The 20,799-nt window shown below is 74.2% G+C and carries 20 protein-coding genes and 1 riboswitch; of the genes, 11 read left to right on the forward strand and 9 right to left on the reverse strand.

All coding sequences use genetic code 11. From position 1 onward, the window contains the following. Positions 1-127: 127 nt before the first annotated feature. Positions 128-2,062 (reverse strand): anthranilate synthase family protein, encoded by a 1,935-nt coding sequence (locus AB0R04_RS37790; protein WP_363378573.1) that lies wholly within the window; start codon positions 2,060-2,062, stop codon positions 128-130. A 301-nt stretch (positions 2,063-2,363) separates the two neighbouring features. Between AB0R04_RS37790 and AB0R04_RS37795 the strand changes: the two genes are divergently transcribed. Both AB0R04_RS37795 and AB0R04_RS37800 read left to right on the forward strand, forming a co-directional pair. Next, positions 2,364-3,713, forward strand: a complete 1,350-nt coding sequence (locus tag AB0R04_RS37795) for a class II 3-deoxy-7-phosphoheptulonate synthase (protein ID WP_063347262.1) — start codon at positions 2,364-2,366, stop codon at positions 3,711-3,713. Positions 3,714-3,910: 197 nt separating this feature from the next. Continuing rightward, on the forward strand, positions 3,911-4,204 hold the full coding sequence (locus tag AB0R04_RS37800; protein ID WP_063347261.1) for a (2Fe-2S)-binding protein: 294 nt from the start codon (positions 3,911-3,913) through the stop codon (positions 4,202-4,204). Positions 4,205-4,233: 29 nt separating this feature from the next. Here AB0R04_RS37800 and bfr read toward each other — a convergent pair whose 3' ends face one another. Beyond that, positions 4,234-4,713, reverse strand: coding sequence for a bacterioferritin (gene bfr / locus AB0R04_RS37805; protein WP_063347260.1), 480 nt, complete (start codon positions 4,711-4,713; stop codon positions 4,234-4,236). Positions 4,714-4,934: 221 nt separating this feature from the next. Between bfr and AB0R04_RS37810 the strand changes: the two genes are divergently transcribed. After that, the gene (locus AB0R04_RS37810) at positions 4,935-5,564 is read left to right on the forward strand and encodes a molybdopterin-dependent oxidoreductase (RefSeq protein ID WP_363378576.1); all 630 of its coding nucleotides are present in this window, start codon (positions 4,935-4,937) and stop codon (positions 5,562-5,564) included. Between the two features lie 47 nt (positions 5,565-5,611). On the opposite strand, the gene pknB is transcribed toward AB0R04_RS37810, so the two are convergent. The 4 genes from pknB to thiO form a co-directional block, all read right to left on the reverse strand. Then, positions 5,612-7,390 (reverse strand): Stk1 family PASTA domain-containing Ser/Thr kinase, encoded by a 1,779-nt coding sequence (gene pknB / locus AB0R04_RS37815; RefSeq protein WP_363378601.1) that lies wholly within the window; start codon positions 7,388-7,390, stop codon positions 5,612-5,614. Positions 7,391-7,509: 119 nt separating this feature from the next. Beyond that, positions 7,510-8,307, reverse strand: coding sequence for a thiazole synthase (locus AB0R04_RS37820; RefSeq protein ID WP_063347257.1), 798 nt, complete (start codon positions 8,305-8,307; stop codon positions 7,510-7,512). Position 8,308: 1 nt separating this feature from the next. Then, positions 8,309-8,638 carry a sulfur carrier protein ThiS gene (thiS, locus tag AB0R04_RS37825; protein WP_363378578.1) on the reverse strand — a complete coding sequence of 110 codons (330 nt, stop codon included), beginning with the start codon at positions 8,636-8,638 and terminating at the stop codon, positions 8,309-8,311. Beyond that, positions 8,635-9,810, reverse strand: a complete 1,176-nt coding sequence (gene thiO / locus AB0R04_RS37830) for a glycine oxidase ThiO (protein ID WP_363378580.1) — start codon at positions 9,808-9,810, stop codon at positions 8,635-8,637. The genes thiS and thiO overlap by 4 nt, the downstream gene beginning before the upstream one ends. 3 nt (positions 9,811-9,813) lie before the next feature. Continuing rightward, a riboswitch (TPP riboswitch) is annotated at positions 9,814-9,926 on the reverse strand. Positions 9,927-10,010: 84 nt separating this feature from the next. Here thiO and AB0R04_RS37835 point away from each other — a divergent pair. Genes AB0R04_RS37835 through thiE form a run of 3 tightly spaced genes read left to right on the forward strand, consistent with a single transcriptional unit; the run spans position 10,011 to position 12,277 of the window. Continuing rightward, positions 10,011-11,219 (forward strand): FAD-dependent oxidoreductase, encoded by a 1,209-nt coding sequence (locus tag AB0R04_RS37835; RefSeq protein WP_363378581.1) that lies wholly within the window; start codon positions 10,011-10,013, stop codon positions 11,217-11,219. A 42-nt stretch (positions 11,220-11,261) separates the two neighbouring features. Beyond that, positions 11,262-11,627, forward strand: a complete 366-nt coding sequence (locus AB0R04_RS37840) for an Rv2175c family DNA-binding protein (RefSeq protein ID WP_063347255.1) — start codon at positions 11,262-11,264, stop codon at positions 11,625-11,627. Then, complete coding sequence (gene thiE, locus AB0R04_RS37845; protein WP_363378583.1) at positions 11,627-12,277, forward strand: thiamine phosphate synthase; 651 nt, start codon at positions 11,627-11,629, stop codon at positions 12,275-12,277. The genes AB0R04_RS37840 and thiE overlap by 1 nt, the downstream gene beginning before the upstream one ends. 56 nt (positions 12,278-12,333) lie before the next feature. Here thiE and AB0R04_RS37850 read toward each other — a convergent pair whose 3' ends face one another. After that, positions 12,334-13,440 (reverse strand): polyprenyl synthetase family protein, encoded by a 1,107-nt coding sequence (locus AB0R04_RS37850; RefSeq protein WP_363378586.1) that lies wholly within the window; start codon positions 13,438-13,440, stop codon positions 12,334-12,336. 218 nt (positions 13,441-13,658) lie between these two features. Between AB0R04_RS37850 and metF the strand changes: the two genes are divergently transcribed. Beyond that, entirely contained in the window at positions 13,659-14,579 is a 921-nt protein-coding gene (gene metF / locus AB0R04_RS37855; RefSeq protein ID WP_063347252.1) for a methylenetetrahydrofolate reductase [NAD(P)H], read from the forward strand. A 218-nt stretch (positions 14,580-14,797) separates the two neighbouring features. Continuing rightward, entirely contained in the window at positions 14,798-15,700 is a 903-nt protein-coding gene (locus tag AB0R04_RS37860; protein ID WP_363378589.1) for a hypothetical protein, read from the forward strand. A gap of 18 nt (positions 15,701-15,718) precedes the next feature. Here AB0R04_RS37860 and AB0R04_RS37865 read toward each other — a convergent pair whose 3' ends face one another. After that, entirely contained in the window at positions 15,719-17,215 is a 1,497-nt protein-coding gene (locus AB0R04_RS37865) for an NAD(P)/FAD-dependent oxidoreductase (RefSeq protein ID WP_363378591.1), read from the reverse strand. A 77-nt stretch (positions 17,216-17,292) separates the two neighbouring features. After that, positions 17,293-17,934, reverse strand: a complete 642-nt coding sequence (locus tag AB0R04_RS37870) for a DUF4126 domain-containing protein (protein ID WP_363378593.1) — start codon at positions 17,932-17,934, stop codon at positions 17,293-17,295. A gap of 576 nt (positions 17,935-18,510) precedes the next feature. On the opposite strand from AB0R04_RS37870, the gene AB0R04_RS37875 reads away from it, so the two are divergent. From AB0R04_RS37875 to AB0R04_RS37885, 3 genes are all read left to right on the forward strand, one after another. Beyond that, positions 18,511-19,083 carry an SAV_6107 family HEPN domain-containing protein gene (locus tag AB0R04_RS37875; protein WP_363378595.1) on the forward strand — a complete coding sequence of 191 codons (573 nt, stop codon included), beginning with the start codon at positions 18,511-18,513 and terminating at the stop codon, positions 19,081-19,083. Positions 19,084-19,128: 45 nt separating this feature from the next. Next, complete coding sequence (locus tag AB0R04_RS37880) at positions 19,129-19,881, forward strand: methyltransferase domain-containing protein (RefSeq protein WP_363378597.1); 753 nt, start codon at positions 19,129-19,131, stop codon at positions 19,879-19,881. A gap of 410 nt (positions 19,882-20,291) precedes the next feature. Next, a complete protein-coding gene (locus AB0R04_RS37885) occupies positions 20,292-20,681 on the forward strand; it encodes a DUF3040 domain-containing protein (protein WP_363378599.1) in 390 nt (129 codons plus the stop codon). The last annotated feature ends 118 nt before the right edge of the window (positions 20,682-20,799 follow it).

Below are 20,799 nucleotides of genomic sequence, written 5' to 3' on the forward strand. Positions count from 1 at the left end.
GCACGACGGGCGCCGGGAGTTCCGGTGCTCGGCCGGCCAGCCGGGCGGTGTAGGCGACGGACAGGTCGCGGACCAGCGGGGTGGTGGAGTCCCGGGACCGGCCCCCGCCGGCTGCTCAGCCGGTTCCTCAGCCGCGGACGGCCGCCGCCTCGCGCAGCAGGCCCGCCACGATGCCGACGCCGTCGCGGGTCAGCACCGACTCGGGGTGGAACTGGAGGCCGGCGAAGCCGGGCCCGCGCAGCGCGTGGACGTCCCCGGTGGCGGCGTCCCGGGCGACCTCCACGCCCTGCGCGGCGAGCCGGGCCGCGTCGGCATCCGAGCAGCGCGCGGTGAACGTGTTGTAGAAGCCGACGGTGTGCTTGGTGCCGAACAGGTCGATGCTCTCCTGCGCCCCCTGGTACGGGACGTCCTTGCGGCCCAGCGCCAGCCCGAGCTCGCCGCAGAGCAGCTGGTGGCTGAGGCAGACCGCGAGCAGCGGCGCGGTGCGGGCCCCGGACCGGACCGCGGCCAGGGCGTCCGCGACGACCGGCCGCAGCAGGGCCATCTTGGGGTCGTCGGCGAGCGCCGGGTCGCCGGGCCCGGGGCCCAGCACCAGCGGCCCGCGGTGCGCCGCCAGCCGGGCGGGCAGCCCGGGCGCGTCGTAGCGGATGACGCTGACCTGGTGGCCGATCGAGGTGAGCAGGTGGGCGAGCATCGAGGTGAAGGTGTCCTCGCCGTCGACCACCAGGGTCGGCGCGGGCTCGGTGACCACGGTCGGCGTCTGCATCCGCAGCCAGAACGGGGCGAGGTCGGCCCGCCGGGCGTCCAGGGCGGCCTGGACGCGGTGGTCGTCGGCCAGCCGGGGGCCGGTGGGGCCGGGCAGCCGGGCGGGCGCGGGCCGGGCGCCGATCGCGGTGAGCACCCCGGCGGCCTTGGCGTGGGTCTCGGCGACCTCGGACTCGGGGACGGAGTGGCGGACGAGCGTGGCGCCGACCCGGACGACCAGGCGGCCGGTGGCCGGGTCGATGTCGGCGGTGCGGATGCAGATCGGCGAGTCCAGCAGCTGCCCGCCGCTGGCGGAGCGGCCGATCAGGGCGAGCGCGCCGGAGTAGTAGCCGCGCCCGCCGGACTCGTACCGCTTGATGACCCGGGTGGCGTTCTGCACCGGGCTGCCGGTGACGGTGGCGGCGAACATCGTCTCGCGGAGCACCTCGCGGACGTCCAGCGAGGTGCGTCCGCGCAGCTCGTACTCGGTGTGGGCGAGGTGGGACATCTCCTTGAGCCGGGGCCCGAGCACCTGGCCGCCGAGGTCGCCGACCGTGCACATCATCTTGAGCTCCTCGTCGACGACCATCGTCAGTTCCTCCAGCTCCTTGGGGTCGTGGAGGAACCGGAGCAGCGAGTCGATGTCCGATCCGCCGGCCGGATAGCGGTAGGTGCCGGAGATCGGGTTCATCACGACGGTGCCGCCGCTCTGCCGGACGTGCACCTCGGGGGAGGCGCCGACCAAGACGCGGTCGCCGGTGTGCACCAGGAAGGTCCAGTAGGCGCCGCGCTCCTGCTCCAGCAGCCGCCGGAACAGGGTGAGTGCGAGTGCGGGCGAGAAGTTCTCCAGGGTGGCGCCGAAGTCGCGCCGGATCACGAAGTTGGCGCCCTCGCCGTTGCCGATCTCCTCCTCGATCACCCGGCGGACGATCGCGGCGTACGCCTCGTCGTCGATGTCGAACGAGCCGCCGGTGAGCGAGACCGGCGACTGCGGCAGGGCGGCGGTGAGTTCGGCCAGCGGCAGGGTGTGCTGTTCGGTCACCGAGAGGGCCTGCAGCGGGGTCCCGTCGTCGTGCGCCTCGAAGCCGCGCTCGCGGATCTGCCGGTACGGGACGAGCGCGAGCAGGTCGTGCACCGGGCCGTCGGCCGGGACGCCGGTGCGGACCGGCAGGTCGGCGAGGTTGCGGTAGCTGTCGACGGTGCCCACCAGCACCTCGACGGTGTCCGGGGTGAGCCGGGGGGTGCGGCGGTGCAGCAGGGCGAACGCGGGCGCGTCGGGAGCGGTGAGGCGGGCGAGCAGGTCGGCGGTGGCGGTCACGGAGCGGCTTCCTTCCGGGGGACTGGTGAGGTGCGGTGCTGGGATCCGCTCCCGGAGGGCCGTCTGCGCATATGCCGACGGCCGCCCCGAGGGGCGGCCGTCGTGTTCGTCTAGGAACGCGCGATCGGTGGGCCACCCTTGGGGGAGGCCCACCACCAGGAGTGGGTGTGGGGCGCGTGCATGGTTCGAGCGTAGCGGATCGTGCGGGGAGGGTGAGCCCGGTCACGTGTTTGTCCGAGTTATGTCTCACCCCTCGGGCAATGGTCACGAATCGCTCGGGTCACCCCGTAGCCTTGGTGGTGTGACCGTGACGACTGAGACATCGAGGACTGGCCACTCCTGGCAGTCCCTGCCCGCGGCGCAGCAGCCTGAATGGCCGGACCAAGAGGCTCTGCGCAAGACCCTTGCCGAGCTCGCCTCGTATCCGCCGCTCGTGTTCGCCGGCGAGTGCGACCAGCTGCGCGCCCGGCTCGGAGCCGTGGCGCGCGGGGAGGCCTTCCTGCTGCAGGGCGGTGACTGTGCCGAGGCCTTCGACGGCGTCTCGGCGGAGCACATCCGCAACAAGCTGAAGACCCTGCTGCAGATGGCCGCCGTGCTGACGTACGCGGCCTCGGTGCCGGTCGTGAAGGTGGGCCGGATCGCCGGCCAGTACTCCAAGCCGCGCTCCAAGTCGACCGAGACCCGCGACGGCGTGACGCTGCCGGTCTACCGCGGCGACTCGGTGAACGGCTTCGACTTCACCCCCGAGTCCCGCATCCCGGACCCGGAGCGCCTCAAGCGGATGTACAACGCGTCCGCCGCGACGCTGAACCTGGTGCGCGCGTTCACCACCGGTGGTTACGCGGACCTGCGCCAGGTGCACGCCTGGAACCAGGACTTCGTGCGCAACTCGCCGGCCGGCCAGCGCTACGAGCAGCTCGCCCGGGAGATCGACAACGCCCTGGCGTTCATGAACGCCTGCGGTGTGGCGCCGGAGGAGTTCAAGACCGTCGAGTTCTTCTCCTCGCACGAGGCACTGATCCTCGACTACGAGACCGCGCTGACCCGCGTGGACTCGCGCACCGGCGAGCTGTACGACGTCTCCGGCCACATGGTGTGGATCGGTGAGCGCACCCGCCAGCTGGACCACGCGCACATCGAGTTCGCCTCGAAGGTCCGCAACCCGATCGGCGTCAAGCTCGGCCCGACCACCTCGGTCGACGAGGCACTGACCCTGATCGAGAAGCTGGACCCGGAGCGCGAGCCGGGCCGCCTCACCTTCATCACCCGGATGGGCGCGGGCAAGGTCCGCGACCACCTGCCCACCCTGGTGGAGAAGGTCACCGCGTCCGGCGCCCAGCCGGTGTGGATCTGCGACCCGATGCACGGCAACACCTTCGAGGCCTCCAGCGGCCACAAGACCCGCAGCTTCGACGACGTGCTCGACGAGGTCAAGGGCTTCTTCGAGGTGCACCGCGCGCTGGGCACCCACCCGGGCGGCATCCACGTGGAGCTGACCGGCGACGACGTGACCGAGTGCGTCGGCGGTGGCGACGAGGTGCTGGTCGACGACCTGCACCAGCGCTACGAGACGGCCTGCGACCCGCGGCTCAACCGCAGCCAGTCGCTGGACCTGGCGTTCCTGGTGGCGGAGATGTACCGCGGCCAGTGAGCTGCCACGGGTGAGCCGCCGCCGGCGGGTCACCGGTGAACGAATGTGACGAAAGCCCCTCCGGATTCGGGTTCCCCGAGCCCGGAGGGGCTTTTTCGTACCCGGATCGCCGGGTAAGGTGAGGCTTAGTGAAGTAAGGCAAGCCTTAGTCAAGATCGTTCCGCCAGTCGGCGCCGCACCACCCTGGAGAGTCCGCGATGTACGTGTGCATGTGCCATGCGGTCACCGAGGACCAGGTGAAGAAGGCGATCGACGCCGGTGCCGAGACCCCGCGCCAGATCGCCCGGGGCTGCAAGGCCGGCACCGACTGCGGGTCCTGCGTCCGCCGGATCCAGGCCCTGCTCGGCGAGCACGGCGCCCGGCCCTGCCCGACCGCCCGCCTCGCCGCGAAGCTCGGCCTGGCCGACCCGCAGGCCCAGGCCGCGCCCGCGCCGGTGGCCGCCGCGGCTCCCGCCGCCCCGGCCCTGGTCGCCCCGCTGCGCGCGGCCTGAGGACTCGCCTGAGGACTCGGCCTGAGGGCTCAGGACTCCGGCTGCTCGATCACCTGGGCGAGGTAGAGCGCCTCGCCGAGCTTCTCCAGGAGCTCCAGCTGGGTGTCGAGGTAGTCGATGTGGTGCTCCTCGTCGGCCAGGATGTCCTCGAAGATGTTCGCCGAGGTGACGTCGTTCTTGGCGCGCATCACCACGATCCCGCGCTTCAGCCGGTCGATCGCCTCGACCTCGATCTGGCGGTCCGCCTCGAACATCTCCTTGACCGTCTGGCCGATCCGGACGTGGAACAGCCGCTGGTAGTTCGGCAGCCCGTCCAGGAAGAGGATCCGGTCGGTGAGGGTCTCGGCGTGCTTCATCTCGTCGAAGGACTCGTGCCGGGTGTACTTGGCGAGCTTCGTCCAGCCGAAGTTCTCCTGCATCTTGGCGTGCAGGAAGTACTGGTTGATCGCGGTGAGCTCCGCGGTGAGCTGCTCGTTGAGGAACTCGATGACCTCTGGGTCGCCCTGCATGGCTGGTGCCTCCCTGCGCTACGGCCTGTTGTGACTCCTGCGCTGCGCATCCTGGCATCGAAATGGGAGAAAATTCCAGTAAGTTCACACTCACTAGGACATGTTTCGGAATATCCGATTTGAGCTGATACGGGCTCGACCACCGGTTCTTGGGGATGGGGCGCGTAGCCGCGCCAAGGGGCGCGCACGGCGCGTCGACCGCCGTCTGTCACCATGGAGTCATGGGTCAGTCCGAACAAGAACCGCTTCCGCCGTCTGACCCGAGGCTCCCCCCGGGGCAGCGCGCGCAGCGCGGCTGGCCCGCCCTGCACTACGGGCCCGTACCCCGCTTCAAGCCGCTGACCTGGGACCTCCAGGTGTTCGGCGCGACCGCCTCGGCGGAGAAGCACAGCTGGGACTTCGAGGCCTTCCACGCCCTGCCGCGCACCACCGTCGTCGCCGACCTGCACTGCGTCACCAAGTTCACGCTGCTCGGCAACGAGTGGTCGGGCGTGCCGGCCGCCGCCCTCCTCGACCTGGAGCCCCCCGCGCCCGGCGTCACCCACGTGATGGTCTGGGCCGAGTACGGCTACAGCGCCAACCTGCGGCTGGCCGACTTCGCCGACCCGCGGACGATCTTCGCCACCCACCGCAACGGCGAGCCGCTGACCGCCGAGCACGGCTTCCCCGTCCGGCTGATCGTCCCCGGGCTGTACGCGTGGAAGGGCCCCAAGTGGGTCCGCGCGGTGGAGTACATGCGGGCCGACCGCCGGGGCTTCTGGGAGGAGCGCGGCTACCACAACCTCGCCGACCCGTGGCGCGAGCAGCGCTACTCCCACCAGGAGGAGCCGGGCGACGGCCCGCTGCGCTGAGGGCGGGCCGGCGTTCGGAGGAATCCCCTCAGAAGCGAGGAATCCCCTTAGAAGAAGGGGAAGTTGACCGTCACCGTGGTGTGCTGCGGGCGCCGCTCGCCGGCCGCCGGGGACTGGCCGGACACCTTGCCGGTGCCGAACAGGTTGACCCCGCTGGTCTGCATCGTGAAGCCGGCCGCCTGGAGCGCCTTCGCCGCGTCGTCCTTGCTCATCCCGGTGACGTCCGGGACGGGCACCATGCCCTTGCTGACCACCAGCGAGACCGCGGTGTTCTCCTGGAGCAACTGCCCGGCCGCCGGCGAACTGCTGATCACCACGCCCTCCGGCACGGTGTCGTCGTACGTCCCGGTCACGCCGCCCCTGGTCAGCTGGGCCGCGGTCAGCGCGTCGGAGGCCTGGTCGGCGGTCTTCCCGGTCAGGTCCGGCACCGCGATCCGCTTGGGGCCCCTGGAGACGGTGACCGTCACGGTGTCGCTCTTGCGGGTCCGCGCGCCCACCCCGGGGTCGGTGGCGATCACCTGCCCGGCCGGGACGCTCTCGCTGAACACTTCGACGAAGCGGCCGTGCATGCCGTCCTTGTCCAGGATCCGCTGGGCCTCGGCCCGGTCCTTGCCGAGCACGCCGGGCACCGGCCCGTACAGCCCCTCGGACAGCCCGTACGTCGCGCCGCCGACCGCCAGCACCAGGGCGGTCAGCGCGGCCGCCCAGATCAGCGGCTTGCGGGGGAGGCGGCGCAGCAGGCCGGGCCGGCGCCCGCGCACCGGGGTCGGCTCGTCGTACGGGCGCGGCTCGACCAACAGCTGGTCCAGCAGCTCCGCCGGCACGTCCAGCACGCTGGTGGGCTCCGGCGCCGCGGCGTCGACGGGCCCCGTCGGCGGCTGGATCACCGAGGTCGGCTCGCTGGTCGGGTAGCGCGGGCTGGGCCGGGTGGAGGCCGGCGGCTCGGCGTCCAGCTCGGCCGGGGTGAGCGTGCGGCGGATCCGCTGGAGGGCGGCGAGCAGTTCGACCGCGTCGTACGGGCGGGCCTCGGCCGTCCGGGCGCAGGCGCCGGCCACTATGGCGTCCAGCCCGGGGCCGACGGCCGGGGCGATCAGCGAGGGGGCGGGGACGTCCTCGTGCAGGTGCTTGTACATGACCTGGACGGGGTTGTCGCCGGTGTGCGGGCGGCGGCCGGTGAGCATCTCGTAGAGCAGGATGCCGGCCGCGTAGACGTCGACCCGCTGGTCGGTGGGGGCGTCCGGGAGGATCTGCTCGGGGGCCAGGTAGGAGACGGTGCCGAGGACCGTGCCGCCGGTCGCGGTGCTGGTCGAGGTGGGCGCGCCGTCGGCGGTGCCGAGGACCCGGACCAGGCCGAAGTCGGCGACCTTGACCAGTCCGTCCTCGGTGATCAGCACGTTCTCGGGCTTGACGTCCCGGTGCACCAGCCCGGCCCGGTGGGCGGCGCCGAGGGCGGCCAGCACCGGCTCCAGCACGTCCAGCGCGGCCCGCACGGACAGTGCGCCGCGGTCGCGCAGCAGGTCCCGCAGGGTGCGGCCGGGCACGTACTCCATGGCGAGGAAGACGTTCGCGCCGTCCGCGCCCTGGTCGAAGACGTTCACCACGTTCGGGTGGGAGAGCCGGGCGACGGCCTTGGCCTCGCGGATGAACCGGGCGGTGAAGCCGTCGTCCCCGGCCAGCGCGGGGTGCATCACCTTGAGGGCGACGACCCGGTCCAGCCGGGTGTCGGTGCCCTTGTAGACGGTGGACATCCCGCCGGTCGCGATGCGCTGCTCGACCCGGTACCGGCCGTCGAGCAGGGTACCGATCAGGGGGTCGTGCAATGCCATGTCCACCCGGAGAGTCTAGGGCCGCAGGCGGCAGCGGGACCCGGAGGACATCGCCTCCGGGCCCGGCTGTGCCCGGTTTGTGACACGGCACACGCGGGCGGGTGCCGGGCGTCCCGGTGTCAGAACGCCGGGTGCTCGCGGGTGTCCAGCTCCGCCCGGCCGGCCATCGCCGAGGAGGCCTCGGCGTGGAACCGGCGCGGGATGCGGCCGGCCCGGTGGGCGAACCGGCCCGCCTCGGCGGCGTGCCGCATCGCCTCGGCCATCAGCACCGGGTCCTGCGCCCTGGTCACCGCGGAGGCGAGCATCACCGCCGCGCAGCCCAGCTCCATCGCCAGCGCGACGTCCGAGGCGGTGCCGGCGCCCGCGTCCAGGATCACCGGGACGCCCGCGCCCTCCACGATCAGCTGGAAGTTGTGCGGGTTGCGGATGCCCAGGCCGGAGCCGATCGGCGAGCCCAGCGGCATGATCGCCGCGCAGCCGACGTCCTCCAGCTTGCGCGCCAGCACCGGATCGTCGTTGGTGTACGGCAGCACCGTGAAGCCGTCGTCGACCAGGGTCTCGGCGGCGTCCAGCAGCTCGATCGGGTCCGGCAGGAGGGTCCGCTCGTCGGCGATCACCTCCAGCTTCACCCAGTCGGTGCCGAGCGCCTCGCGGGCCAGCCGGGCGGTCAGCACGGCCTCCCCGGCGGTGAAGCAGCCCGCCGTGTTGGGCAGCACCCGGATGCCGTTGCGGGTCAGCACGTCCAGGACGGAGCCCTGGGTGCCGGCGTCGACCCGGCGCATCGCCACGGTGGTCAGCTCGGTGCCGGAGGCCAGCAGCGCCCGTTCGAGGATCTCCAGGCTGGGTGCGCCGCCGGTGCCCATGATCAGCCGGGAGCCGAAGGACGCCCCGGCGATGGTCAGCAGGTCGTCGGCCATGTCAGCCTCCCTGGACGGCGGTGAGGATCTCGATCCGGTCGCCCGCCGACAGTTCCGTGGCCGGCCACGAACTGCGCGGCACCACGGCCTCGTTGAGGGCGGCGGCGACGCCGCTGTGGGCGGTGCTGAGGGTGGCCACGACCTCCGCGAGGGTGGTCGTGGTGGACACCCGGCGGGGCTCGCCGTTGACGGTCAGCGCGATCTGGGCCGGTGCGATCTGGGCCGGTGCGATCCGGGCCGGTGCGGTCCGGGCCGGGGTGGTCTGGGCCGGGGTGGTCTGGGCCGGGGTGGTCTGGGCCGGTGTGGTCTGGGGTGGTGCGATCTCGGTCATGCGGAGGCCTTCGTGGTGGAGCGGTCGGGGGAGAACCGGGTGGGTGTGAACGGCTGTGCGAGCTCGGGGAGTTCGCCGGTCGCCAGGTACTCGGCGAGCAGGTCGGCGGTCATCGGGGTGAGCAGCACGCCGTTGCGGTAGTGGCCGGTGGCGGCGACCAGCCCGGGCAGCGCGGTCGGGCCCAGCAGCGGGGCGTTGTCCGGCGAGCCGGGCCGCAGTCCGGCCGAGGTCTCCAGCAGCGGGAGTTCGGTGATGCCCGGCACCAACTCGTGGGCGTCGCGCAGCAGTTCGTACACCCCGCCGGCGGTGACGGTGGTGTCGTAGCCCTGCTCCTCGGTGGTCGCGCCGATCACCAGCTCGCCGTTCTCCCGGGGCACCAGGTACAGGTGCTGTCCGCGCACCACCGCGCGGACGTTGCGGGACAGGAACGGCCGGTACGCCTCGGGGATCCGCAGCCGCAGGATCTGCCCCTTCACCGGGCGGACGGCCGGCAGCACGCCCTCCGGCAGCCCGGGCAGCCGGTGGCTGTGCGGGCCGGCCGCGAGCACCACCTGGTCGGCCCTCGGGGTCTCGCCGGTGCCGAGCCGGGCGCCGACCGCGCGGCCGTCCTCGACCAGCAGTCCGACGGCCTCGGTGCGGTGGACCACGACCCCGGCGAGCTCGCAGGCGGCCACCAGGGCGGTCAGCAGCCGGCGGGGATCCACCTGGTGGTCGTCCGCGACGTGCAGGCCGCCGCGCACGCCGGGGGCGAGCATCGGCTCCAGCCTGCGGGCCTCCCGGCCGGTCAGCCAGGCCGAGTCCAGGCCGAGCCGCTGGTGGAAGGCGTGCAGCTCGCGCAGTTCCTCGCGGTCGTCGGAGTCCAGCGCGACGGCGATCGTGCCGCACCGGCGGTACCCGGTGTCCAGGCCGCCGCTCGCCTCGGTGAGCTCGGCGGCGAAGTCCCCGTACCGCTGGTTGGAGGCCATGCCGAGGCGCAGCAGCGGCTCCTCCCCGTACTGCAGCTCGGTGACCGGGGCGAGCATCCCGGCCGCGACCCCGGCCGCCCCGCCGCCGGGGGCGGGGTCGACCACGACGATGTTCCGCAACCCGCGCTGCGCGGCGCGCCAGGCGACGGCGAGGCCGATGATGCCCCCGCCGATCACCAGCACATCGGCGTGGGTTTCCTCGGGCAAGCGTGACAAGGCTGCTCTTCTCCCTTCGCCGGAATGACCCGGATCAGGTTCGGACGGTCGCGGGCCGTGCCAGCCCGCCTCTCAGCCCGGTACGCCGGGCTCCCGTGATGGTGCCCCCACCATAACGCCGGGGGCGGGCCCGGCCGAAGGCCCGTACGCGGGGTGGACGGGCCGGTGGCCCCGGCAGGGCGCTGAGTACAGTGACGGGCGTGGCAGAGCTGAACGGAACGGATCGGGTGGTCGTCGTCGGGGCCGGGCTGGCCGGGGCGCAGTGCGCCCTGAAGCTGCGGCAGGGCGGCTGGCGGGGGCGGATCACGCTGGTCGGGGAGGAGCCGCACGCGCCGTACGACCGGCCGCCGCTCTCCAAGGACGTGCTGCTCGGCAAGGCCGACGCCACCACCCTGGACATCGACTACCCGCACCTGGGCATCGAGCTGCTCACCGGCCGTCGCGCCATCGGCCTCACCCCCGGCGTGCTGCACACCGACGCCGGTGACCTCCCGTACGACGCCCTGGTGATCGCCACCGGCGCCACCCCGCGCGCCCTGCCCGGCGCCGAGCGCGCGCACCTGCTGCACACCCTGGACGACGCGCTGGCGCTGCGCGCCCTGCTGCGGCCCGGCCTGCGGCTGGTGCTGGTCGGCGCGGGCTGGATCGGCGCCGAGGTGTCGACCGCCGCCCGCGCGGCCGGCTGCGAGGTGACGGTGGTCGAGGCGGGCTCGGCGCCCGTCCCCGGCGCGCTGCCGGCCGAGGTCGGTTCGGCGATGGCCGCCTGGTACGCCGAGGCCGGTGTCGACCTGCGCTGCGGGGTCGGGGTGGCCGCCGTCGAGGAGGGCGCGGTGCTGCTCGCGGACGGCTCGCACCTGCCCGCCGACGAGGTCGTGGTCGGCGTCGGCGCCCGGCCCGCGACGGGCTGGCTGGCCGGTTCCGGCGTCGAGCTGGACGGCACCGGCGCCGTCCTGGTGGACGGGCGGCTGCGCACCGGTCTGCCCGGCGTCTTCGCGGCCGGGGACTGCGTCAGCTACCCGTCCGCCCGCTCCGGCGCCCGGCTGGCCGTCCAGCACTGGGACCACGCGTTGCAGTCCGGCGAGGCCGCGGCGGCCGCCGTCCTCGGCGTGGACGCGCCGCCGTACGACCCGGTGCCGTACTTCTGGTCGGAGCAGTTCGGTCGGATGGTCCAGTACGCCGGGCGGCACGCCGAGGGCGACGAACTGCTGTGGCGCGGCGGCCCGCAGGACGCCTCCTGGACGGTGCTTTGGCTGCGCGACGGGGTGCCGAGCGCGCTGCTGGCCGTCGACCGGCCGCGCGATCTGACCCAGGGCCGCCGGCTGATCGAGCGCGGCACCGCGCTGGACCGGGCCCTCGCGGCGGACCCCTCGGTGCCGCTGAAGTCGGCGGTCGCGGGGTAGCGGCTGGTGCGCGGGGGGCTGTGGAGGTGGCAGTCTGGTGGCGTGAGTGAGATTGAAAGCAAGATTGAAGCCCTGGTTTCCGAGTGGATGTACCTGCCCGACATCTCGGAGCAGTGGGGGGTGCGCGTCACCGAGGTGCGCGACCTGGTCCGCACCGGCGGGCTGATCGCCGTCCGGCGGGGCCCCAACAAGTCGCTGCAGGTCCCTGCGGCGTTCATCGACGGCCAGGGGCTGGTCAAGCACCTGTCCGGCACCCTGACCGTGCTGCGCGACTGCGGGTACAACGACGTGGAGATCCTGGAGTGGCTCTTCACCGAGGACCCGTCGCTGCCCGGCAGCCCGATCCAGGCGCTGCAGGAGAACCGCGGCACCGAGGTCAAGCGGCGTGCCCAGGCGATGCTGATCTGATGGCGGCGGACACGCCGCGCCGGCGGCTGGCCGACGCCCGGCTGTACCTGTGCACCGACGCCCGCCGGGAGCAGGGCGACCTCGCCCAGTTCCTGGACGCGGCGCTGGCGGGCGGGGTGGACATCGTCCAGCTCCGGGACAAGGGCCTGGAGGCCAAGCAGGAACTGGAGGCCCTGGAGGTCTTCGCGGACGCCTGCCGCCGCCACGGCAAGCTGCTGGCCGTCAACGACCGCGCCGACGTCGCGCACGCGGCCCGGCCGGACGTGCTGCACCTCGGGCAGGACGACCTGCCGGTGCCGGCCGCCCGGGCGATCCTCGGCGACGAGGTGCTGATCGGCCGGTCCTGCCACGCCGAGTCCGAGGTGGACGCGGCGGTCGCCGAGCCCGGCGTGGACTACTTCTGCACCGGCCCGGTCTGGCCGACCCCGACCAAGCCGGGCCGCCCGGCGCCGGGCCTCGGCCTGGTCTCGTACGCGGCGAAGCAGAGCACCGACCGGCCGTGGTTCGCCATCGGCGGCATCGACCTCGGCAACCTCGACGAGGTGCTGGCCGCCGGCGCCCGCCGGGTCGTCGTGGTCCGCGCCATCACGGCCGCCGACGACCCGCAGGCCGCCGCCGCCGAGCTCGCCCGGCGGGTGCGCTCGGCCTGACGGCCCCGGGGGCCGTCACCGTTCTCCGTACCTGCGGATCCTCGTGCGTGCGGATCTCAGTACTTGCGGACGGTGGCGGCCTCGGCCAGGGCCAGCAGTACCGTGCGGGCCTGCTCGTCGGCCAGCGGCGCCGCCTCCAGTGCGGCCAGGGACTGCCGCATCAGCTCGTCGATCCGGCGCTCCACCCGCTCGGGCGCGCCGCTGCGGGCCACCAGGTCGCGCAGCCCGGCGACCTCCTCGGGCACCAGGTCCGGCGCGCCGAGCCGCTCGTCCAGGTGCCGGGCGTCGGCGGCCGGCAGGCCCCGCATCGCGTGCGCCACCAGCAGGGTGCGCTTGCCCTCGCGCAGGTCGTCCCCGGCCGGCTTGCCGGTGACCGCCGGGTCGCCGAAGACGCCGAGCAGGTCGTCCCGCAGCTGGAAGGCCTCGCCCAGCGGCAGCCCGAACGCCCCCAGCGCCGCCACCAGCTCCGGGCCGGCCCCGGCCAGCAGCGCGCCGACCTGGAGGGGCCGCTCGATCGTGTACTTCGCCGACTTGTAGTGCAGCACCGTCTGCGCCCGGTCGAGCGCGCCCTCGTCGGCGGAGTCGCCGGCCACCGGCTCCAGGACGTCCAGGTACTGGCCGACCATGACCTCGGTGCGCATCAGGTCGAACACCGGCTTGGCGGCCAGCACGGTGGCCGGCTCCAGACCCGAGCGCAGGAACAGCTCGTCGCACCAGATCAGCAGCAGGTCGCCGAGCAGCACCGCCGCCGAGGCGCCGTACTGCTCGCGGTCGCCGCGCCAGCCGTTCGCCCGGTGCAGCGCCTCGAAGCGGCGGTGGATCGAGGGCAGGCCGCGGCGGGTGTCGCTGCGGTCCATCAGGTCGTCGTGCACCAGGGCGCTCGCCTGGAGCAGTTCCAGCGCGGCCGCCGCGTTCGCGATGCCCTCGCCGCCGGCCGGGCCGCCGGCGCCGCGCCAGCCCCAGTAGCAGAAGGCCGGGCGCAGCCGCTTGCCGCCGTCCAGCAGGAAGTCGCGCAGGGCGTCGGCGGCGGGCACGAGCTGCGGGGAGATCTTGTCCAACAGGGCGGACTGGCCGTCCATGAACGCGGCGAGGGCGGCGTTGACGCGCGCGCGGACGTCCTCCACGTCTATGGGGTTGGCCGGCCGGTTGCTGGACGAGGTCACGATGAGGCTCCGCTGGTTCGCTGGGGTGCAGCAAGCGTAGCGGGGCGACTGGGAACGGATGTGCGAGCCGGCGTGCGGGCCGGCGGGCGGGCCGGCGGGCGCGGGCTTCGAGCGCCGGTCGGAATTCGTCGGACCACGGACGGAGTATCGTCCACCGCTTGTCTCAATCCGTGGTACCGAGTTGTCCGGCCCCTTCGAACGCCCGATAACCTGCCAGCATGGCACTCGGCATCGCTTCCACCAGACCGGACCGCGCACTGACGGTCCGCGAACTCCTGGCAGCCGGAAAGCGGTCCTTCTCCTTCGAGTTCATGCCCCCGCGCACCGAGGTCGGCGAGCAGAGACTCTGGGACGCCATCCGCCGGCTCGAACCGCTGGACCCCAACTTCGTCTGCATGACGTACGGCGCGGGCGGCTCCTCGCGCGAGCGCACCGTCAACATCGTCGGCCGGATCGCCACCGAGACCACGCTGACCCCGGTCGCCCACCTGACCGCCGTCGACCACTCGATCGCCGAGCTGCGCAACATCATCGGCCAGTACGCCGACCAGGGCGTGCGCAACGTCCTCGCCGTCCGGGGGGACCCGCCCGGCGACCCGATGGGCGAATGGGTCAAGCACCCCGACGGCGTCACGTACGCGTACGAGCTGGTCGAGCTGATCAAGGGCATCGGCGACTTCTGCGTCGGCGTCGCCGCCTCGCCGAACATGCACCCGCGCTCCACCGACTGGGACGAGGACATCCGGCACTTCGTCGGCAAGGTCCGGGCGGGCGCCGACTACGCGATCACCCAGATGTTCTTCGAGGTCGACGACTACCTGCGGCTGCGCGACCGGGTCACCGCCGCCGGCTGCGAGACGCCGATCATCCCGGAGATCATGCCGGTCACCAACGCCAAGCAGCTGGAACGCTTCCCCCAGCTGAGCGGCTCCGCCTTCCCCGCCGACCTGGAGGCCCGGCTGCGGGCCGCCGTCGACGACCCGGCGGCGCTGCGCGCGATCGGCATGGAACACGCCACCGCGATGGCCGAACGCCTCCTCGCCGAGGGCGCGCCGGGCCTGCACTTCATCACGCTCAACCACTCCACGGCGACGCTGGAGATCTACCAGAACCTCGGCCTGCACCAGCGCCACGCGTAGGCCCCGTCCGGCGCCCCGTCGGGGCCCTGCTCCGGGCAGATCGGGGCCCGCGAGCCCGGACGTTCACCGGCCCGTCACCGCCCCGACGGTGACGGGCTCGGTCGTGTGCGCCCCGGCCGCGACCGGCGGGAACGCGATGCGGTACCCCGGCCGTTGAACCGGTACAGTCGCCGCACACGCGCGGCGAGCGCGGGCACCCGACTGGAGGTAGCGGGCGGATGGGCATCGGATACCTGCTGCTGTACGTCGCGTTGGCGGTGGTGGCGCTCTGGCTGGTCGCCGAGGTCCTGCTGCAGAACCGGGCCCCGCTGCACTGGCGGGCCCTCGCCCTGGTCGGCTTCCTCGGAGTGGCCGCCGGCATGGTGCTCGGCTCCGTCCCGGTGATCGGCGCCGGCGCCGCCCTCTTCGCGGCCGGCCAGACCTTCGTCACCCTCTCCGTCAAGCGCGGCTACCGGGCCGGCTGGTCGCTGCGCAAGGCCGACGGCTCGCTGCCCGGCCCGCTCGCCAAGGTGCCCCTGCTCGGCGCCCTCACCGGCGGCGCGGCCGCCGTGGCCGCGGTCGAGGCCACCGAGAAGCGGATCGGCGAGGTCAGCGCCGTCGAGGAGGCCCCGGTCGCCGCCCCCGCCCCGGTTGCCGAGGACATCCCCGAGGTCGAGCAGACCGCCGCCTTCGAGATGCAGGAACTCGCCCAGGACGGCGTCTACGCGCCCGCCTACTACGAGCAGCAGCAGGCACAGGCGCCGCACGACCCCTACGCCGAGGCCTACCAGTCCGGCTACGACAACGCCGCCCAGCCGCAGCCGGCCTACGAGCAGCAGCAGTGGCAGAGCCAGCAGCAGCCCGCCTTCGCCTACGACCAGGGCTACGGGGCCTACCCCCAGCAGCCCGACCCGTACAACGGCTACCCGCAGCAGGACCAGTACCAGTCCTACCCGCAGCAGCAGCCCGGCTGGGAGCAGCACCCCCAGCAGCAGTGGCAGACCCCGCAGCAGCACCCCGAGCAACACCTGGAGCAGCACCCCGGCCAGCAGCCGGGCCAGCACCCCCAGGGCATCCCGCAGCAGCAGTCCTACGACCACACGTACGGCTACCAGCAGCAGAACACCTGGCCCCAGGGCTGAGCTCCGGCGCCAAGGCCGCTAAGCCGGGCCGATCAGGTTGGCGGCGATGCAGGCGGACATGCCGGCCCGGGCCAGTCCGCCGCCGGGGTGGGCCGCCCCGCCGATCAGGTAGAGGCCGGGGACGGGCGACTCGTTGGCGGGCTGGAGCCATCCGCCGCCGTCTCCGGCGAGCGCGGGCCGGGGGACCGACCCGCCGAGGGCGCCGGTCTCCCGGCGGGTGTCGTCCGGGGTGCGCACGACCCGCCACAGCACCCGTTCGCGCAGGCCCAGGCCGGCGGCGTCGGCGTGCGCCAGCAGCTGGTCCGCGTAGCGCTCGGCGACCCCGGGCGCCGTCCAGTCGACGTCGCCCTGGGCGGGGACGGTCGCGGTCAGCACCACGCTCTCGTGCGCGTCGTCGGGGCGCAGCGAGGGATCGTCCGGGCGCAGCACCTGGAGGGTGGGGCGCTCGCAGGGCGGGGCCGAGAGGGTCAGGGCGTTCCGCTCGGCCGCCGGGTCGGCGGCGTGCACCACCGTCCGGTGCGGGGTGCCGGCCGGCCGGGCGCCGCGCAGCGCGAGCAGCACGCTGAACCGGCCGGGCACCTCGGACGGCTCCCCGTGGTCGGGTCCGAGCTCCGGCCACCGGGCGAGACCGTCACGGAACAGCGCCCTGGCGTCCATCGAGGAGACCACCAGGTCCGCGTCGATCCGGCCGCCCGGGGTCTCGACGCCGCAGGCCCGGCCGTCCTCGACCAGCACCTCGGTGACCGGGGTGTCGAAGCGGAACTCCACCTTGCGCAGCTCGCAGCGCCGGTGCACCGCGTCCGCCAGGGCCCGCAGGCCGCCCCGGACGTACCAGACGCCGAAGGACTGCTCCATGTACGGCAGCACGGTGGCCCCGGCGGGTGCGGAGCCGGGGGGCAGGCCGAAGCGCAGGGCGTGCTCTGCCAGCAGCGCGGTGAGGCCGGGGTGCTGGCAGAGTTCGCGGGCGGCGACGTCGGCAAGGGTCCACGGGCGGGGCCGGCCGAGCCGGGCGAGCAGGCCGCGCCGGGGCGGGACGGGGTAGGGGTCGGTGTCCAGCGGCGACCGGTCGGCCGGGAGCGGCTCCTCCAGGAGCGGGCGGCGGGTGGCCTCCCAGACCGTCCGGCCGTGGTTCATGACCGCGCTCCAGCGGGCGCCCGAGCCGGCGCCGAAGGCGGCGTCCAGGGCCTGGCTGACGCCGCCGCGGGAGGCGTTGGGCAGGCTGACGGCGGTGCCGTCCGGGAACAGGTGCCGGCTCTCCGGGTCCACCGGGGCGAGGTCGACGAGCTGTTCCAGCGGCTCCTTGCCGGTCTTCAGCGCGAGGTCGCGGTAGACGGCCGGGAGGGTCAGCAGGCCGGGGCCGGTGTCGAAGGCGAAGCCGTCGCGCTCGTACCGGCCGACCATGCCTCCGTACGTGCCGCCGGCCTCGCAGACCGTCACCCGGTGTCCGAGGGTGGCCAGCCTGGAGGCCGCCGCGAGCCCGCTCATTCCTGCGCCGATGATGACGATCCGTGCCATGGCACCTGATCCTAGGCCGTGACCTGGGCCGTGACCTGGGCCGGGCCGGGCCGGGCCGGGCCCGGCGGGCGCCGTCCTCAGCGCCGTGGGACGTACGGCCGGTCCGCCTCCTGTTCGCGGGCGGCGGACCGGGCGTCGCGGGCGGCGCGGCGTTCGCGGCGGCGGGCCCGGAAGGCGCGGATCCGGTTGACCGCGAACCAGACCAGCAGCAGGCCGACGGCGAGCAGGACGGCGGCGATCGAGGCGGCCAGCCAGGGGTGGAAGATCGCCAGGGAGACCAGCCCGGCCACCGACACGTCCTCCGCCATGCTGACCGCGATGTTGCTGGCCGGCTCGGGCGAGGTGTTGACCGCCATCCGCAGCGAGGCCTTGACCAGGTGGCTGACCAGCGCCGTGGTGCCGCCCATCGCGCCCGCCGCGACCTCGCCGAGCGAGCCCGGGTCGGTGCTCGCGATCAGCGCGCCGACGGTGGCGCCCGCGATCGGCCGGATCACGGTGTGCACGGAGTCCCAGAGGCTGTCGACGAACGGGATCTTGTCGGCCACCGCCTCCAGCAGGAACAGCACGGCGGCCGCGGCCAGCACGTCGGTGCGCTCCAGCGCGGGCGGCACCGAGTCCGCGCCGCCGAAGCGGCCCAGCAGTCCGAGCAGCAGCACCACCGCGTAGGCGTTGATGCCGCTGGCGAGTCCGCTGGTGAAGATCAGCGGCACGATCGTCATGGCTTCCCCCTCCTCATCGCTTTCCCCCTCCTTCTCGTGGCCGTGGCCGGGCCGCCCCGGCCACGCCGTACCGTACCGGGACGTGCCGGGTCGGCCCGCCGGTTCCGGCCACGGCCGGGCCCGGGGCCGACGGATCTGAGTACGCGTACTCAGATCCGGGGTTGAGTACGTCAGCGGATGGCCCGCCGACCTGCCGGGACGGGAGAGTGGTGGCACCGGGACGGCGGCGCGTCGGGCGCCCCGCCCCGGACGGCGGATCCGTCCGCCCAGCCGGCAGATGAGGGGTCGGCGGGGCGGCGGCGGAGATCCGCCACTGGAGCCGGTCACGGGCCCTGCACCGCCGACACGGGGCGGCGGAGCGGGCCGGGGGGAGACCGGCCACCGGAAGGGGGAGCTGGCCACCGCCGCCTGTGGGGAACGGCGGAGCGGCGGCGTACGGCGGCGGCACAGGACCTGGGGGGACAGGCCGGTGCCCGCCGCCGCTCACCCGTTCCGGGCCGCGTTGTCAGTGGTCCCGTTCACGATGGAGGGGCACGGACCGCCCGGTCCGCGCGCTGCCTCGGAACGGGGGAGACCATGACCATCAGCCGTCCTGAGCCCGTCACCGCCCGCCTCCACTCCACCGCCCTGCCGTCCTCCCCGGGCGGGCGCCCGGGTGGCGGGGACGTCCACCCCGTGCTGCGCCGGACCGCCGCGCCGCCGGCCGCCCTCGACCTGCTCGCCGATGCCCACCGCACGCTCGCCCGGGCCCGCCTCCTGGAGGACCCGCTGGAGCGGTACGCCACCGCGCACCTGGCCGCGCTGCGCACGGTGGCGGCCGTGCTCGCGGTGCGCGGGCGGCCGGAGAAGAGCCCGCGCCGGCGCAAGGCCATCCGCAGTGCCTGGGAGGTGCTGCCCGAGATGGCCCCCGAGCTGGCCGAGTGGGCGCTCTACTACGCCGCCGGCGCCCGCCGCCGGGCGGCCGCCGAGGCCGGGATCAGGGGCGCCGCCTCGGCCCGTGACGCCGACGACCTGGTCCGCAACTCCGCCCTGTTCCTGCGCCTGGTCGAGCGCCTGCTCGGCCTGCGCCCGGCCCCGCCGGCCCCGCGGCTTCCGCTGGACGGCGACGACCCGCCGGGGGTGACGGGCCCCGCCACCCGCCCGGTCTAAGGTGGAGGCATCCTGATCGATCTGCATGTGCCGAGGAGCCCCGCCTTGTACCCGACGCGTCCCCGCAGTGCCCTGCGTACCGCCGTGGTGTGGGAGGTGGTGCGGGCCGCCCTGGAGAAGCGGGCGGCCGAGCTGGACCAGCCGGTGCTCGACGTGGTCGACACCGGCGGCGGCACCGGCAACTTCGCCGTGCCGGTGGCCAAGCTCGGCCACCGGGTCACCGTGGTCGACCCCAGCCCGGACGCGCTGTTCGCGCTGGAGCGCCGGGCCGCCGAGGCCGGGGTGACGGAGCTGGTCCGGGCCGTCCAGGGCGACACCCAGACGCTGCCCGAGCTGGTCGCCCCCGGCACCGTGGACGCGGTGCTCTGCCACGGCGTGCTGGAGGTCGTGGACGACCCGGCGGAGGCGCTCGGCAGCCTGGCCGGCACCCTGCGCCGGGGCGGCCTGGTCAGCCTGCTGGCCGCCAACCGCAACGGCGCCGTGCTGGCCCGGGCGCTGGCCGGCCACTTCACCGAGGCCCGGACGGTGCTGTCCGCGACCGACGGCCGCTGGGGCGAGCAGGACCCGATGCCGCGCCGCTTCACCGGCGAGGAGCTGGGTCGGCTGGCCGAGGGCGCGGGCCTGCGAGTGGAGTCGGTGCACGGCGTCCGGGTCTTCGCCGACCTGGTGCCCGGGGTGCTGGTGGACGCCGAGCCGGGCGCGATGGAGGCGCTGCTGAAGCTGGAGGAGGCCGCCGCCGAGCAGCCCGCCTTCCACGCCGTGGCGACCCAGCTGCACCTGCTGGCCACCCTGGCCTGAGCGGCCGCGGGACCGCCCACCGCCGTACGGTTCGCACGCCGTGCGGCGGCGGTTCGCCTTCCGGATGCCCCCCGGCCTCGTCCGGGTGGTCCCGAACCTGCCCAGGTCCGGACCGATTCCACCCGTTCGGGCACTTGTCCGCGTCTCGTGGCGTTGAGCCGGGTGCGGCCGTGCCCGGTCGAAGTGGCCCGTCCCACGCGGCGTAGACCACTCCGTAACGGGCTCACGGACCGTATGATCTGGGTAAAGCCGGAAAGCATGACAGCCGGATGCGTGGGGCATATGGACGACACGGGCCGGGTCCCCCCGCACAGGCGTCCGACCGTGTGCCCCGAAGGCTGATTGGACTTTGCCTCCCCGACCGGGGTGGCGGACCGGTCGCACCCGCGACCGACGAGTAGGAGGACTCCGTGCCGCTCTCGGAGCACGAGCAGCGACTGCTCGACCAGATGGAGCGAGCGCTGTATGCCGAAGATCCCAAATTCGCGACGGCGCTTGAGGGAACCGGGCTGCGCACCTACACCCGCCGGCGGGTGTACCTGGCCGTTGCCGGCTTCGTGGTGGGCATCGGCCTGCTGATGGGCGGCATGGTCGTCCCCGACCAGATCTGGGTCAGCGTCGTGGGCTTCCTGGTGATGCTCGGGTGCGCGGTGTTCGCCGTGACCGGCTGGCGCCGCGGCCCCGCCGGCCAGGGCTCCGGCCCCCGGCCGACCGCCGCGCCCCGCCGCAAGGCCGGGATGATGGACCGGGTGGAACAGCGCTGGCAGCGTCGTCGGGACGAGCAGACCGGCGGCTTCTGAGCCGCCGCACCGCACGCCCGCCGGGGCGCGCACACGCTGGACGAACGCCGGGGCGGGCAGTCGATCGACTGCCCGCCCCCCCGGGATCGGAAACCCGCCACCGGCCCCGAGCGCCGGC

Source organism: Kitasatospora sp. NPDC056731, assembly GCF_040687675.1.
Classification (GTDB): domain Bacteria; phylum Actinomycetota; class Actinomycetes; order Streptomycetales; family Streptomycetaceae; genus Kitasatospora.